This window comes from Nocardia sp. NPDC004278, assembly GCF_053602975.1.
This window is the reverse complement of sequence record NZ_JBSGEQ010000078.1, coordinates 1-13,030: the sequence shown is the minus strand read 5'-3', so window position 1 is coordinate 13,030 and position 13,030 is coordinate 1. Positions and strand designations below refer to the sequence as shown.

Below are 13,030 nucleotides of genomic sequence, written 5' to 3'. Positions count from 1 at the left end.
CGCCGACATGGCTCCTCGGACTCGAGAGGTTGCAGGCACTCGGTCGCCGATCCTGAGCATCGATCGGAGCGGGACGGAAGCTCACAGAACCATCGACTGGCATTCAGCCGAATGTGACGCCGCCGTCCGCATTCACCCAGCGCGACTTCGCGCAGCCGGAGCCGTGCGTGCCGCGAATCAGCTTTTCTGGCAGAGACTTTCGCCAATGATTGCCAGCATGCCTACCGCTGCCCGGCCATGACACCGGCGGTAGGCAAGGGGCGATGATGGAAGTGGAGAACGTCCACCGCTCATACGGCAGGCGGTCGGTGCTGCGTGGTGTCGACTTCGTGCTGCCCGCGGGGGACGCTGGTGGGCATCGTCGGTGCGAACGGGGTGAGCAAATCGACGTTGCTGAAGGTCCTCTCCGGAGGGCTGCGAGCGGACCGGGGAACGATCCGGCACCGGGGCGGGTCGGCTAACTGTACTGCCCATGGACGTTGGTGACGGTGTGGCGAGGTGACTCCGGCGCTCTGTCAGTCGATCAGGTGTGTGTGAGCAAGAAGTCACGAGCGGCATGGGAGGCCCGGTGGAACTGTTCTTCGTACACCGCGAAATGGCCACCGGGCACCAGTTCGAGCTGTTTCGGTTCCAATGCCTCGGCGTAGCTGGTCAGGGCGACAGCGGTCGGGGTGAGTGTGTCGTTGTCGGCGACCACCATCAGCAGCGGTGTCGGTGATACCCGCCGCAAGAATGCCTCCGGGGCGTAGGACTGGAATTTGTCCACGCTGGAGAGGGTGACTTCGTTTCGCCAGGTGGGAACCTGCGGCCCGTTCGCCATCAGCCAGGCGTAGACGTCGGCGCCCGGCATTGCGACCAGTTCAGCGGGATCGTCAGAGGCCGATTTGATCATCTGGTGCGGCTTGCCGGCGGCGCGGGCGAGGCGGTCGGCGGCGATCGCGTCGTGCATGGCGGGCATCATGATCGGCGACACCAGCCGACTGAACGTGGCCACATGGGGCTGCCCGGTGCCTGGATGGGCAGCCGAAGCGCGAGTGCGTATTTCGCCTCGGAGATCGGCCGGACCCGGAGGTGAACCTTTGAGGAACGCAGCGCTAGGCCGATCCGTCGGTTGCGCCGGGTACCACCACGCCGGATTCGTAGGCAAAGACAACGAGCTGGGCACGATCGCGTGCCCTCAGCTTTGTGAGTAGGCGGCCCACGTGGGTCTTGACGGTGGCCACGCTGATGTAGAGCGCGGCGCCGATCTCGGCATTGGAGCGCCCGGCGGCGATGTGCTCCAGGACTTCTCGTTCGCGGTCGGTGAGGGCCGTGAGAGCGGTCGAGGGCGGGGCGGGCGCGGCCGGCTGGCGGGCGAACACGCTGATCATCCTGCGGGTGATGCTCGGTGTCAGCAGGGCGTCGCCGCCGGCCACCACGCGGATCGCGTGCAGTAGTTGCTCCGGTGGCGAGTCCTTGAGGATGAAGCCGCCCGCCCCACTGCGCAGCGCTCGGAAGACGTGTTCGTCCTGATCGAAGGTGGTCACGATGAGCACATGCGGCCCGTCCGCGCTGTCGGCCGCGATGTGCTGCATGGCTTCCAGGCCGTCCATGACCGGCATCCGGATATCCATCAGGACGACATCGGGTCGCAGCTCCCGCGTCAGCCGGACCGCCTCGCCGCCGGTGCCGGCCTCGCCGACGACGGTGAGATCCGACGCGGAATCGACGAGGACCCGGAAACCCGCGCGCACCAACGCTTCATCGTCGGCGATCACGACACGGATCGGGTCCGGCGCGACCGGGACCTCGGTGTCAGGCATGGTGGTCCCGGTCGATCGGGAAGCTCGCGGTGACCGCGAATCCGCCCGCCGCGCGCGGCCCGGACTCGAACCGGCCGCCGAACAACGACACCCGCTGCCGCATGCCCTCCAGACCCAGACCCGAACCGCTGGAATCGATTTCGGCGGGCATTGCGGCGCGCGGGCCGTCATCGGTGATCGAGACAGCCAATTCCCCTGGCACATGCCGGATTTCGATGTATGCACGGTCGGTGCGCGCGTGCTTGACCACATTGGTCAACGCCTCCTGCACGATGCGGTACACCGTGGTCTGTAGCAGCGCCGGATAGTCCACCGACGTCCCGAGCACCTGATATTCCACCATCAGCCCATCGTGCCGCAGTCCGTCCACCAGATCCGCCACCTCGGCAAGGCCCGGCTCGGCCGGTTCGTCGCGCTGCCCGGGTTCCCTGATCTGCGACAGCACGGCCCGCAGTTCGGTCAGCGCCGACCGGCTGGCTGTCTCGATGGCGCTCAGCGCCCGACGTGTTTCGCTCGGATTCTCGTCGATCAGCAGGCGGGCGACGCCGGATCGGACGGCCACCATGCTCAGGGTGTGTGAGATGAGGTCGTGCACGTCGCGCGATACCCGCAGCCGTTCCTCGGCCCGGATCCGGCGTTCTGCTTCGGCGGCCCGCTGCCGTTCCTGGTCGGCGAGACTGCACTGATACGCACGCCGGGTCCGGAGCATGTCGCCGATCAGCCAGGCCGGCAGGGCGATCAACGGCTGCACGAAGTCCTGATCCTGATCCGGATATAGATGGAACGCGATCGACCCCGCGACACACATGGCGATCGTCGCGACGACGGTGGCGATGATGGATTCCCGGCGCGGCCGCATGTCGGCGACGGTGAGCACGGCGACGCCGATGACCGGCCCGGTATTGCTCACCCACGGCGTGAAACGCACATCGGCAAGCGCGGCCGCACACAGCACGGCCGAGACGGCGACGAGCACGGCCAGCGGCAAGCGTCGGCGGACGATCAACGGCGCGGTCGCCGCGACACCGAATCCGGCGATCTCCGGCATCGACCCGATCCCGCTGGTCATGCCGACCAGCAGCGGCCCGGTGAACACCGCGAAGCAGGCAAGGGCGATCGCGATGTCGATCGCGTCCGGGCCCACGAAATTCTCCCGGTGGCCGACGGTGAGCCGCTGATGCCACGGTGGCGCCGACGACCGCGCGGTCCGCGGCGGCGGTGATGCAGTGATCGACATAGGGCCGACGGTAGCTGCCCCGCCCACGACCGCACATCGGCCTCGGGGCCAGCCACGGGTCATCCGGAGGTCGGACACCCGCCCGAGGTGTCCGACCGGGGCGGGCGGACACTTCCCGTCCGTGAGCTGATGACCCGGCAGGGTCCGGGGCGCGAGGGTGGTGGCATGAATACACCAGGCGCTGAGCGCATCTCGTCCGGATCCCACAGTGTTCGCCCGCCCGGCATCCGATCGCGGTTGTCGGGCCCGCTGGTCACGATCGCCGCCGTGTCCTTCGCGGCGGGAATCGTGTCCGGTGGCGTTTCGTATGCCGACCGATCCCCGCATCGGGAGGCGCATGTCGCGGGCACCGCCGCCTGGTGGCCGCACCTCGTGCTGTTCGTGCTCGCGGTGGCCTTCACCGTGGTCGTGCTGCGCCGCCGCACCCGCTCGCACGACCTGTTGCTACTCGCGCCAGTTGGCTCGCGTGCCGCACAGCGGTTCGGGCGCACTCTGCTGTCGGCTGGGCGACATCCGACGGCCGCGCTGCGACTGCTGATCGGCCTCGTGCCCACGGCCATGCTGGTGTACGGCGCCTGGCGCATCGGGGATCAGATCCTCGGCGGCCTCGACCCGAATTTCACCGTCAATGCCTGGGGTGGCCCGAGCTACCTGGGCGCCATGGCCTGCCACTACCTCGACGGCGCGCTGATCATGGCGGCGTCGGCGGGACTGCTGAACTTGCTGCTGCTCCCGGCCGAGGAGCCCGGGCCAGTTGAACTCAACCTCGGTTGAGCAAGCAAGGTTGGCCTCGCCATATCTCGAGGTGGCCGGTTCTGCCGACGTGGCACGCCACGGTCCGCCCGTGACTGGAAAGGATCGCTATGCCGGTGGATCTCGGTGTCTCTCTTCACACTTCGTCCATCGCGAGGTGGTTATCGGCGATATCCCGTTGTTGGCCCGGCACGTCGAGCAGGTTGGCGCGGACGCGGCGGTGCTCGGTCGTCGGCCGCGACTGGATCGCCCCATGGATCCTGATGCGACACCGTGGGCGGGTTCGCCGGTGATCTACTGTCGGGTTGATGGATGCGATTGCGGAGTTGGCCCGTGTGTCGGCGTTACTCGATGCCGAAGCGAAAGCCGAGGCTTTGTTCGACGAGGTGATCACGCGCGGACTCATCGCGCCGGGGCAGACTGAATCCGCGGTCAGTGATGCGGTCCGTGACCTCGCCAGTGAGATGTTCGGAATCCGTCGGTTCTGGCACAAACGTATCGTCCGGGCTGGTGTCAATACTCTAGAGCCGTACTCTGCGAATCCGCCGGATCGTGTCGTCGGCGAGGACGACATTTGCTTTCTGGATTTCGGGCCGATCTTCGGCGAATGGGAGGCGGACTTCGGCCGCACGTACGTGTTGGGTGACGATCCAGCCAAGTTGGCTGTTCGTGACGCACTGGAGCCGTTGTGGCGGCAGGGGCGCGACCTTTTCGACGCCGATCCGGATATCACCGGCGAGCAGCTCTATGCCTGGATCGTTGACCGCGCTGCCGCGCTCGGCTGGGAGTTCAGTGCCCCGATTGCGGGTCATCTGGTCGGGGAGTTCCCGCACAAGCAGATTTCCGGCACTGCGGTAACCAGCTATATCGCGCCAGGGTCCGATACTCCGATGCGGCGTATGGATCCTGCTGGGCGCGCGTGTCACTGGATCCTGGAGATCCATTTGATCGACCGTGACCGTGGTTTCGGCGGTTTCTTCGAACAACTCCTGGACGTGCGAACGTCCGTGTGAATGCGCGCCCCGATCCCGGCCTGAGTCCATGGCACCTGATATCGACCTCTTTCGCGGCCGATGCCATGAACGGTCAAGAGGCACTTCACCTCCCGAGGGTGTCGGTGGTGTGGTTTGCTGTCGTGTCGTGGCCATCCATCTGTTGTTCTCCTACGGCACCCTGCGCCGACCCGAGGTGCAGTGCAGCGTCTTCGGTCGCGAACTGGCCGGACGTGGTGACGAGATTATCGGATACGAGCTGGGCGAGGTCGTGATCACCGATGCCGCGGTGATCGAGGCCAGCGGCAGCGCCGTTCATCCGGTCCTGCGTCCCGTCGATCACGAAACCGGAATTCCTGGAACGGTTTTCACCCTCGACGACGACGATCTGGCCGCCGCCGACGCCTATGAGGTCGACGACTACACTCGGATACTGGTGCCGCTGCGCTCCGGGGTGCAGGCGTGGGTGTATGTCCTGGCAGGCCAGGATGGCGGTACCGCGGCCACTTAGGCGTCCGAAGGCTGTTCTCGCCTGCCCTGCGGTGACGGTGCTGTGCCCACCATCAGCGCGCGGCATGGCGCGCGACTGTTGAGCTGACCGTCTATCGGCGCTGGCAGTCCAAGAGGGAACTGCTGATGGCGGCACTGGAGCACGGCCGAAATCCCGGGGCCGAGCTGACGAGCCCAGACGATGGAAGAACTGGTTCAGACTTCGCGTCGCGCCCCACACGCCCGAACCCAGCGGTGCCTGCCGAACTTTTCTGGCGATGACAGCGCATTCGAACGCAATCCGGGCGGTCGACATTCTGCGAACAGTGGTCTGCGGTCCGAGTGCCGCGTCAGGGCGTTGGAGAGCGCGAACGGCGTGCCTCGAAGGGACCAGTCGGGATATTCTGGCTGGTGCCCGGTGGGTAGATCACGAGTAGCCGATGGTCGAGAGAGATCCGTTCAAGACGCAGCGTGATGTCGGTATTGAGGTCGTCACGGAGTTGAGCGCTGCTGGTTTCGCCGATGCCGAGGAGATCGGGCGGGGCGGTTTCGGGGAGGTGTTCCGCTGCACCCAGCCGGCCGTGGGGCGCACGGTCGCCGTGAAGGTGCTGACCGGCGAGCTGGATGAGAATCGGGAGCGTTTCTTTCGCGAGCAACGTGCGATGGGACGGCTGACCGGACACCCGAATATCGTCGACATGCTCGAGGTCGGCGAAACCAGCAGCGGTCACCCCTACCTGGTCATGCCGTATCACGCTCGCGGGTCCTTGGATGCGCGCGTGCGCCGCGACGGTCCGTTGTCGCTGGCAGAGGTGCTGCACCTGGGGGTGAAGATCGCCGGGGCGCTGGAAACCGCGCATCGGGCACAAGTGCTGCACCGCGATATCAAGCCGGGAAATATCCTGCTCACCGACTACGGTGAGCCCGCGTTGACCGATTTCGGGATCGCCCACATCACCGGTGGATTCGAAACCGCGACCGGCACGGTCACCGGGTCCCCGGCGTTCACCGCACCGGAGGTCCTCGGTGGCGACGCCCCGAGCCGGGCCTCGGATGTGTACGGGCTAGGAGCCACGCTGTTCTGTGCGCTGACCGGGCATGCGGCCTTCGAGCGCCGCAGCGGCGAGGAGGTAGTCACGCAATTTCTGCGAATCACGCAGCAACCGGTACCGGATCTGCGTGAGCAAGGAATTCCCGACGACGTCTGCGCGGTGATCGAGGCTGCCATGTCACGCGAACCACGCGGCCGTCCCACCGCCGCGGAGTTGGGCGAGCAACTGCGCCAGGTGGAACGCGCTCGAGGTTTCGCGGTCGACGCGATGGCGCTGCCGACCGAACCAGAAGCCGAGCAGGCATCAGTTGTCACGTCGGTGCCCGCGGCGGGGAATCGCACCGGAAGCCTGCCGCTCGAGCTGACCAGCTTTGTCGACCGGCGGATCCAGGTAGCCGAGGTCAAGAACCTGCTGGCGGGGTCACGTCTGGTAACGCTGACCGGTATCGGCGGGGTCGGCAAAACACGGCTCGCGCTGCGTGTCGCCCACAAGGTGCAGCGAAATTTCACCGCCGGTGTGCGGCTGGTCGAGTTGAGTGATCTGCACGATGAAACATTATTGGTCGACGTCGTGGCCACCGCCCTCGGTCTGCGAAACCAGAGTGCCCGGCCGATGCTCGAGGTGCTTTTGGAGTTCTTGTTCACGCGCAATCTTCTGCTGGTGCTGGACAACTGCGAGCACATGATCGAAGCGGTCGCGGCGCTGACCGAATCACTGCTGCGCAACTGCCCGCAGGTGCGGATTCTGGCGACCAGTCGCGAGGCCCTCGGTGTCGGTGGGGAGTCGGTGTTCGCGGTGCCCCCACTGGGGATTCCCGAGCTGGCCAGCAAACCCGGGCCGCGCGGGATGGCCCGCTACGACGCGGTGACGTTGTTCGCTGAACGGGGGGCCGCGGCCGTGCCAGGTTTCGAGGTAACCGATGACTCTCTGCCCAGCGTGGCCGGGATCTGCGCTCGACTCGACGGGCTTCCGTTGGCGATCGAACTGGCCGCGGCCCGGCTGCGCACGATGTCGCCCGAGCAGATCCTGACTCGGCTCGACAACCGCTATGCCCTGCTGACTCGCGGGAGTCGTGGTGCCCCGATGCGCCAGCAGACCCTGCGGTGGTGCATCGGCTGGAGCTATGACTTGTGCACACCGGCCGAGCAGCGGCTCTGGATTCAGCTCTCGGTGTTCGCGGGCAGTTTCGAACTCGATGCCGCCGAGCAGGTATGCGGCACCGACCTCACCCAGGCGCACTTGCTCGACGCATTGTCCGCACTGGTCGACAAGTCGATCCTGATCCGCGAGGAAACCCAGGGCACGATCCGTTTCCGGATGCTCGAGACCGTTCAGGAATACGCCACGGAGCAAGCCGAGAACAGCGGGAGGTACCCGGAATACGTTCGGCGGCATCGAGATTGGTACGAGCGGTTGGCACTCCAGGCGGAAGCGGAATGGATCGGTCCGCACCAGCTGCAGTGGGTTGCCCGGTTGGAGCGGGAGCTGCCGAATCTGCGAAAAGCGCTGGAATTCAGCCTGTCCGAGTCGGGCGAAAGTGCGTTGCGGATCGTCAACGCCCTGTACATCTTCTGGACATCGCGTGGACGGCTCAGCGAGGGACGTCGCTGGTGCGAGCGCGCGCTGGCCCAATCGACCGATGCACAGCCGCTGAGTCGGGCAAAGGCTCGCTGCGGGGCCGCCACGATGGCCGTCCTGCAGGGTGACCTACCCGCCGCAGCCGAGAACGTGGCGCAGCTCGAGGCCCTGGCCGAGCAGACGGCGGACCCACTGGTCGCAGCCCTGCTCACCCACGCCAAGGGAAACTATTGTTCCGCGGGCGGTGCTGACAATCTGGCTCGTGCGAGTAGCCTGCTGGCCGATGCCATCGACAGCTTCGAGGCATCTGGTGACCTCAAATCGCAGCTGGAAGCGCGGATTTCGCTCGGCTGGGCTTATGCACAACAGGGCGATACCACGCGGGCACTCGCGGACCTCGAGAAGGCGCTCGCGATCACCGAATCCGCCGGTGAAACAATGATTCGGTCGTGGGTGCTGTGGGCAATGGGATTCGCCGTGTGGCGAACGGGTGACCCCGACCGCGCCGCACCTCTGTTGCAGGAGGGAATTCGAGCGGCCCGACTGGTGTCCGATCCGGTCGTCGCCACCATCTGTTTGGAGGCACTGGCTTGGATCGCGACCGAGCAGCGCCATGCCCGCCGCGCCGCTACCCTGCTTGGCGCCGCCGATACGCTGAGCCGCATCGGCGCCAGCGCCGTGTCCTTGCTACCCAATATGCTCGTCTACCACGAGGAATTCACCCGCCGCAGTCGCGAGATGCTCGGCGCGCGTGCATTCGAGGCGGCCCATCAGGAAGGCGCCGCAATGAGTTTCGATGCCGCAGCGGGCTTCGCACTCGGCGAGCGAGCCGAAGCGACCGCGCCGCCCCTCCGTTCGGGAGGAAAACTGACCAAGCGTGAGCGCCAGGTCGCCGATCTCGTTGCGCGCGGCCTGACCAACAAGGCGATCGCGGCCCGACTGGTCATTTCACCGCGCACCGCCGATGGACACGTGGAACATATCCTGACCAAACTGGGGTTCACCTCGCGCGCACAGATTGCGACATGGGCCGCCGAACAGCCCGAACTCTGAACTCTTCGTCATCGACTCGCCACGCCGACATCAGCGTGTCCAAGAGCGTGCGCTCGAGCCAGCACATTTCCTTGTTTAGCCCGGTACCGCCTGCCAACTACTCCTCGGTGATCCAGTTGCCGTGGAATCCGATCGGCACCCGCCGGGGCAGGCGCACGGCGGCTACCGGCCCGGCTTCGACGGCGGTGGCGTCGAAAATCCGCAGCTGCGAGGGCACATTCGTGTCGTCGTGGATGACGAGGGACATCAGCCAGCCGTCGTCCTCGCTGCGCGCATCGGCCGCGGGGACGAACACCGCTTCACCCGCGTTCCAGCCCGAACCGAGCTGGTGCACAGTAGATTTGCCGGTATCGACGTCATACTTGACGATGGTTTCGCGGTCGACCGCGTAGAGGTACCGGTTCGGGCGGCCGACGTGGCGGGCGTGGACGGTCGGGAACTCCACCGACCGATCGTCGAGCGGCTGTGCGGCGACCCGGCCGGTCGCGGGGTCGAGCGCCCACCGGTAGAGCTGCTGACCGCGGCCGGTACCCGGCGAGGGCGTTTCTCCCGCCAAGGCGGGCCACGTGGAGTTCCACGCCCTCGCGTCGTATCGAATCGCATCCAGAATGACGCGGCCCGAGCCATCTTCATAGGCGTTGCCGACGTGGAAGACATAGCAGGGTTCCACCTCGAACCAGCGCACTGGGCCGCCGTTCTTGCTCATCACACCGATGCGCGCGCCATAGTCGTCGCTCCACTGGAAAGGCAGGCCCTTTCCCGAGAACTGAAGGGTGACAGGGAGATCCAGCCAGATTACGTGGTTCTCGGTGATCGCGAAGTCGTGCATCATGGTTGGCCCGGGCACATCGACCGGCGTACTGAACACCAATTCGCCAGCGGCGGAAAGCCGGTGGTAGGTGACGAATGGTGGCCGCGTGTCGCAGCCGAAGAAGTGCAATTCCCCGGTGATCGGGTCTTGCTTCGGATGCGCCGTCATGGCGGTGGTCAATCCGCCCGCGAAGTCGCACGCGCCGACGGTGTCCAGAGCTGGCGTGACTTCGATCGGAAAACTGCCCTCCACCAGAGCAAATAGCCGTTCGCCGTGGCGAATGATCGAGGTGTTGGCCGTGCTGTAGGCCCGATTGATGTCGCCGTCCTCGCGCAGTGGCGAACCCCCGTCGAACTTCAGCGTGCGCACCCACCGGTTGCGGTACCACTGCGCCCGTCCATTGCGCAGGCGCACGCCGTGCAGCATGCCGTCGCCGACGAACCAGTGTGGGCTTATCTGACCCGGCAACGGATTCGGCCCGTTGCGGAAGTACCGTCCATCCAGCTCGGCGGGCAACGCGCCGGCCACTTCCAATTCGGTCGAATCGATCTCGTCATCAATCGGTGCGTAGGGACCGGCCATGTAGCTCGGAAGGGGCGTTTCGCTCTCGAACTCGGGTGATCGGTGTCGTGGGTCCTCGGCTTTGCCGGATTGCTCCATAACTGCTCCCGGGATGCTAAGCGTTCACCAGTCGGCGAACCGCGGCAGCGACTTGCTCGGGTCGCTCGGCGGGGATGATGTGCTCGGAGACGGCATCCTCGTATTGCCCGCCGGCCTGTTCGGCGTATCGGCGCTGGTATTCGCGCATGACGTCGAGATTGCGAGCCTGGTAGCGGGCGGCGTGGATCGCCGAGATGACGATGACGCCGGATTTCGGTGGTTCTGGTGGGCGGCGGCGGAATTCGTCGATCGCCCCCGCGACGGCCGCTATTTCATGCCGGGTTGTGGCGAGCCCGGCGGGGGTGAAGTCTTCGGTCAGCATGGTCGCGTAGCTGTCGGCGGGGAACTTGCGCCCATAGGAGCGGGTCAGCATCCGCATGAGCGGTGGGAAGTGGCTCAGTGCCTGCTGCGCGGCGAGGATGCGGTCGGTCTTCTTGGCGGTCGGCGCCCAATTGTTGTAGTTCGGAGCGGCTTCCGGTGTCGGGTCGATGAGGACGAGCCCGGCTGGCGACAGCGTTTCGGCGGCGCGACGGACGATCAGCCCACCCATGCTGTGGCCCACCAGGATCACCCGCCCCGGCGTGAGCGCCTGGACCAACGCCACCAGGGTGGCCGCCATGTCGTCGATGGTCTGCGGTTCGGCGGCGCTGCCGCTGCGGCCGCGACCGGCCCTGTCGTAGGCGACGGTGTGCGCGATGTTCCCCAGTAACGGCACCACTCGATCCCAGAGCGTCCGCCCGGCGCCCCCACCGGATTCGAACACCACCCAGGTGTCACCGGTGCCGGACTCTTCGAAGTAGATCTCGGTGCCGTTCACCATCATTCGACGCCCAGGAACATCCCGCATCGCGGTCACCCTTCCGTTCAGTACCAACTTTGGGAAAGGTACCACATATGGGATAGTTACGTATGGACCCGATCGAGTTGCTGCTCCACCCGGTGCGATTGCGCATCATCCACGCACTGTCCGGCGGCCGATTACGCACCGCAGGGGAGTTGTGCGAACGCATGCCCGATGTGCCTCGGACCAGCGTCTACCGCCAGCTCGGTCTGCTCACGGAGGGCGGAATGCTCGAGATCGGTGACGAGCGACGCGTGCGCGGCGCGGTGGAACGCTCCTACCGACTGCGCCCCGACCGCCCGACCGTCTCCCCGGAGGCGAGCAGCGCGATGACCCCACACGATCACCGCCAAGGGTTCGCCGCCGCCATGGCCGTCCTGATCGCCGAGTTCAACGCCTACCTCGATCAAGCCGACGCCGATCCCGTCGCCGACGCGGTCGGCTACCGCCAAGCCACGCTCTGGCTCAGCCCCGAGGAGCTCGACACCATGCGCACCGGCTTCCGCGACCTCGTCGCCCCCCTCGCGGCGAACCAGCCCGGGCCGGGCCGCAGACCGTACTTGATCAGCCCGATCCTTTTCCCAGGCGAGAAACCAGCATCGCCGAGCTGACAGTGCTACCGCACGGACTAGTGGATTTTCTGGAGGATGTTGGTGCTCAGTTCGTCGGGGAACAGGGGGACGCGGTTGGCCCTTGCACCGGTGATCAAGTCATCGAAATCGCTGGTTATGTAATTGAAGTTGTCCCCGGTGATGCCGATTTCGTACATGCGGGGCAGCCTGGGCCATGAGCCGACCCTGTTCAGCTCGGCGGCTTCGCCTGTGCTCGGCTCGGTGCTGTAGTAGGACAGGAAACACCGGGCCTGGTGGTCGATCCCCTCGGCCTCCGTCCTGGCCAGCAGGTAGCGAAGTTGCAAGGCTCCACGCCCGATACCGCACACCGTGAGCGGTTCGTTGCCGTTCCGGTAGTTGATTGTGCGTGTGATCACCGACCGCAGGCTGTCGTAGGCCTTGCCGTCGAGGCTGTCGCTGGTGCTCAGCGACACCAGGATCAAGTCGTAGCTGGCGTTGTTGAGCATGGCGCGGAACGAATAGTCCGGGCTTGGGCTGTCGATTTCCTTGGCGAAGGCGTTGGGATCGACCGCCGCCTCGGCCGAGTCACCGACCAGGATGAACGGGCGGACTATGCCGTTGCGGGAGGGGAACACCGCCGCGGCGCCGAGAGAGAGGTCCCACTTGGTGGCTGGTACGACACTGGTCATCGCCGAGCTCCTCACATGGTCGAAAAGATCCGGAGAAGAAGTAGACGTGCAGCGAACACCCCTCACGTGGATGCTCCCGGTCGACCAGGGAACATCGCGCGAGACCAGGTCCGATGCTACCTAGGCCCCCTCTGCTCCAACGGCTTTCGCGAGAAGCTGTGACCAGCGAGGTATCGGAAACGACGGGCGGTACCGGATCGAACCACGGCGTACTGGGGCACCCCTCGGCACTGCGGGGTCATGTCATCCAGAAATAGCCCGTTCCGATACAGGGGTGGGTCAATGCCTTATCCGGAACGTAGAGGATTCTATGGCGTCTGTGGTTGCGCTGCGTGTGTTGCGGTTCGCAGCGGCGCCTGTCGCGCGGGTCCGATTTCCAGAGCTGACGACGCAGAAGTTGTGATCCTTCTCGCGGCTCCGAAAGTTGGGGTATTCGGTCCTGGGTTGCTGGGGTCCTTCGCCCCTGGGCGGTATCGGGGTGTGGTGGTGGCATGGGGAGCC

At 65.9% G+C, this 13,030-nt stretch carries 12 protein-coding genes; 6 read left to right on the top strand and 6 right to left on the bottom strand.

Annotated features, from left to right (window positions below):
* Positions 1 to 315: 315 nt before the first annotated feature.
* Positions 316 to 486, top strand: a complete 171-nt coding sequence (locus ACWEO2_RS43695; protein WP_452410774.1) for an ATP-binding cassette domain-containing protein — start codon at positions 316 to 318, stop codon at positions 484 to 486.
* A 37-nt stretch (positions 487 to 523) separates the two neighbouring features.
* Here the strand turns inward: ACWEO2_RS43695 and ACWEO2_RS43690 are convergent, their stop codons facing one another.
* The 3 genes from ACWEO2_RS43690 to ACWEO2_RS43680 all read right to left on the bottom strand — a co-directional run bounded on the left by ACWEO2_RS43690 (position 524) and on the right by ACWEO2_RS43680 (position 3,039).
* The gene (locus tag ACWEO2_RS43690; RefSeq protein WP_452410773.1) at positions 524 to 994 is read right to left on the bottom strand and encodes a hypothetical protein; all 471 of its coding nucleotides are present in this window, start codon (positions 992 to 994) and stop codon (positions 524 to 526) included.
* A gap of 100 nt (positions 995 to 1,094) precedes the next feature.
* On the bottom strand, positions 1,095 to 1,802 hold the full coding sequence (locus ACWEO2_RS43685; protein WP_452410772.1) for a response regulator: 708 nt from the start codon (positions 1,800 to 1,802) through the stop codon (positions 1,095 to 1,097).
* The gene (locus ACWEO2_RS43680; RefSeq protein ID WP_452410771.1) at positions 1,795 to 3,039 is read right to left on the bottom strand and encodes a sensor histidine kinase; all 1,245 of its coding nucleotides are present in this window, start codon (positions 3,037 to 3,039) and stop codon (positions 1,795 to 1,797) included. The genes ACWEO2_RS43685 and ACWEO2_RS43680 overlap by 8 nt, the downstream gene beginning before the upstream one ends.
* A gap of 165 nt (positions 3,040 to 3,204) precedes the next feature.
* On the opposite strand from ACWEO2_RS43680, the gene ACWEO2_RS43675 reads away from it, so the two are divergent.
* The 4 genes from ACWEO2_RS43675 to ACWEO2_RS43660 all read left to right on the top strand — a co-directional run bounded on the left by ACWEO2_RS43675 (position 3,205) and on the right by ACWEO2_RS43660 (position 8,956).
* Positions 3,205 to 3,813, top strand: coding sequence for a hypothetical protein (locus ACWEO2_RS43675; RefSeq protein ID WP_452410770.1), 609 nt, complete (start codon positions 3,205 to 3,207; stop codon positions 3,811 to 3,813).
* 287 nt (positions 3,814 to 4,100) lie between these two features.
* On the top strand, positions 4,101 to 4,805 hold the full coding sequence (locus ACWEO2_RS43670) for a M24 family metallopeptidase (protein WP_452410769.1): 705 nt from the start codon (positions 4,101 to 4,103) through the stop codon (positions 4,803 to 4,805).
* A gap of 127 nt (positions 4,806 to 4,932) precedes the next feature.
* Positions 4,933 to 5,295: a gamma-glutamylcyclotransferase family protein gene (locus ACWEO2_RS43665; protein WP_452410768.1), complete on the top strand. Its 363-nt coding sequence runs from the start codon at positions 4,933 to 4,935 to the stop codon at positions 5,293 to 5,295.
* 418 nt (positions 5,296 to 5,713) lie between these two features.
* Complete coding sequence (locus ACWEO2_RS43660) at positions 5,714 to 8,956, top strand: protein kinase domain-containing protein (protein ID WP_452410767.1); 3,243 nt, start codon at positions 5,714 to 5,716, stop codon at positions 8,954 to 8,956.
* A 97-nt stretch (positions 8,957 to 9,053) separates the two neighbouring features.
* Here ACWEO2_RS43660 and ACWEO2_RS43655 read toward each other — a convergent pair whose 3' ends face one another.
* Positions 9,054 to 10,427, bottom strand: coding sequence for a carotenoid oxygenase family protein (locus ACWEO2_RS43655; protein ID WP_452410766.1), 1,374 nt, complete (start codon positions 10,425 to 10,427; stop codon positions 9,054 to 9,056).
* A gap of 16 nt (positions 10,428 to 10,443) precedes the next feature.
* Positions 10,444 to 11,274, bottom strand: coding sequence for an alpha/beta fold hydrolase (locus tag ACWEO2_RS43650; RefSeq protein ID WP_452410765.1), 831 nt, complete (start codon positions 11,272 to 11,274; stop codon positions 10,444 to 10,446).
* 62 nt (positions 11,275 to 11,336) lie between these two features.
* Here ACWEO2_RS43650 and ACWEO2_RS43645 point away from each other — a divergent pair, with 62 nt between their 5' ends.
* A complete protein-coding gene (locus tag ACWEO2_RS43645) occupies positions 11,337 to 11,879 on the top strand; it encodes a helix-turn-helix domain-containing protein (RefSeq protein ID WP_452410764.1) in 543 nt (180 codons plus the stop codon).
* 17 nt (positions 11,880 to 11,896) lie between these two features.
* On the opposite strand, the gene ACWEO2_RS43640 is transcribed toward ACWEO2_RS43645, so the two are convergent.
* A complete protein-coding gene (locus tag ACWEO2_RS43640) occupies positions 11,897 to 12,529 on the bottom strand; it encodes a hypothetical protein (protein WP_452410763.1) in 633 nt (210 codons plus the stop codon).
* Positions 12,530 to 13,030: the final 501 nt, after the last annotated feature.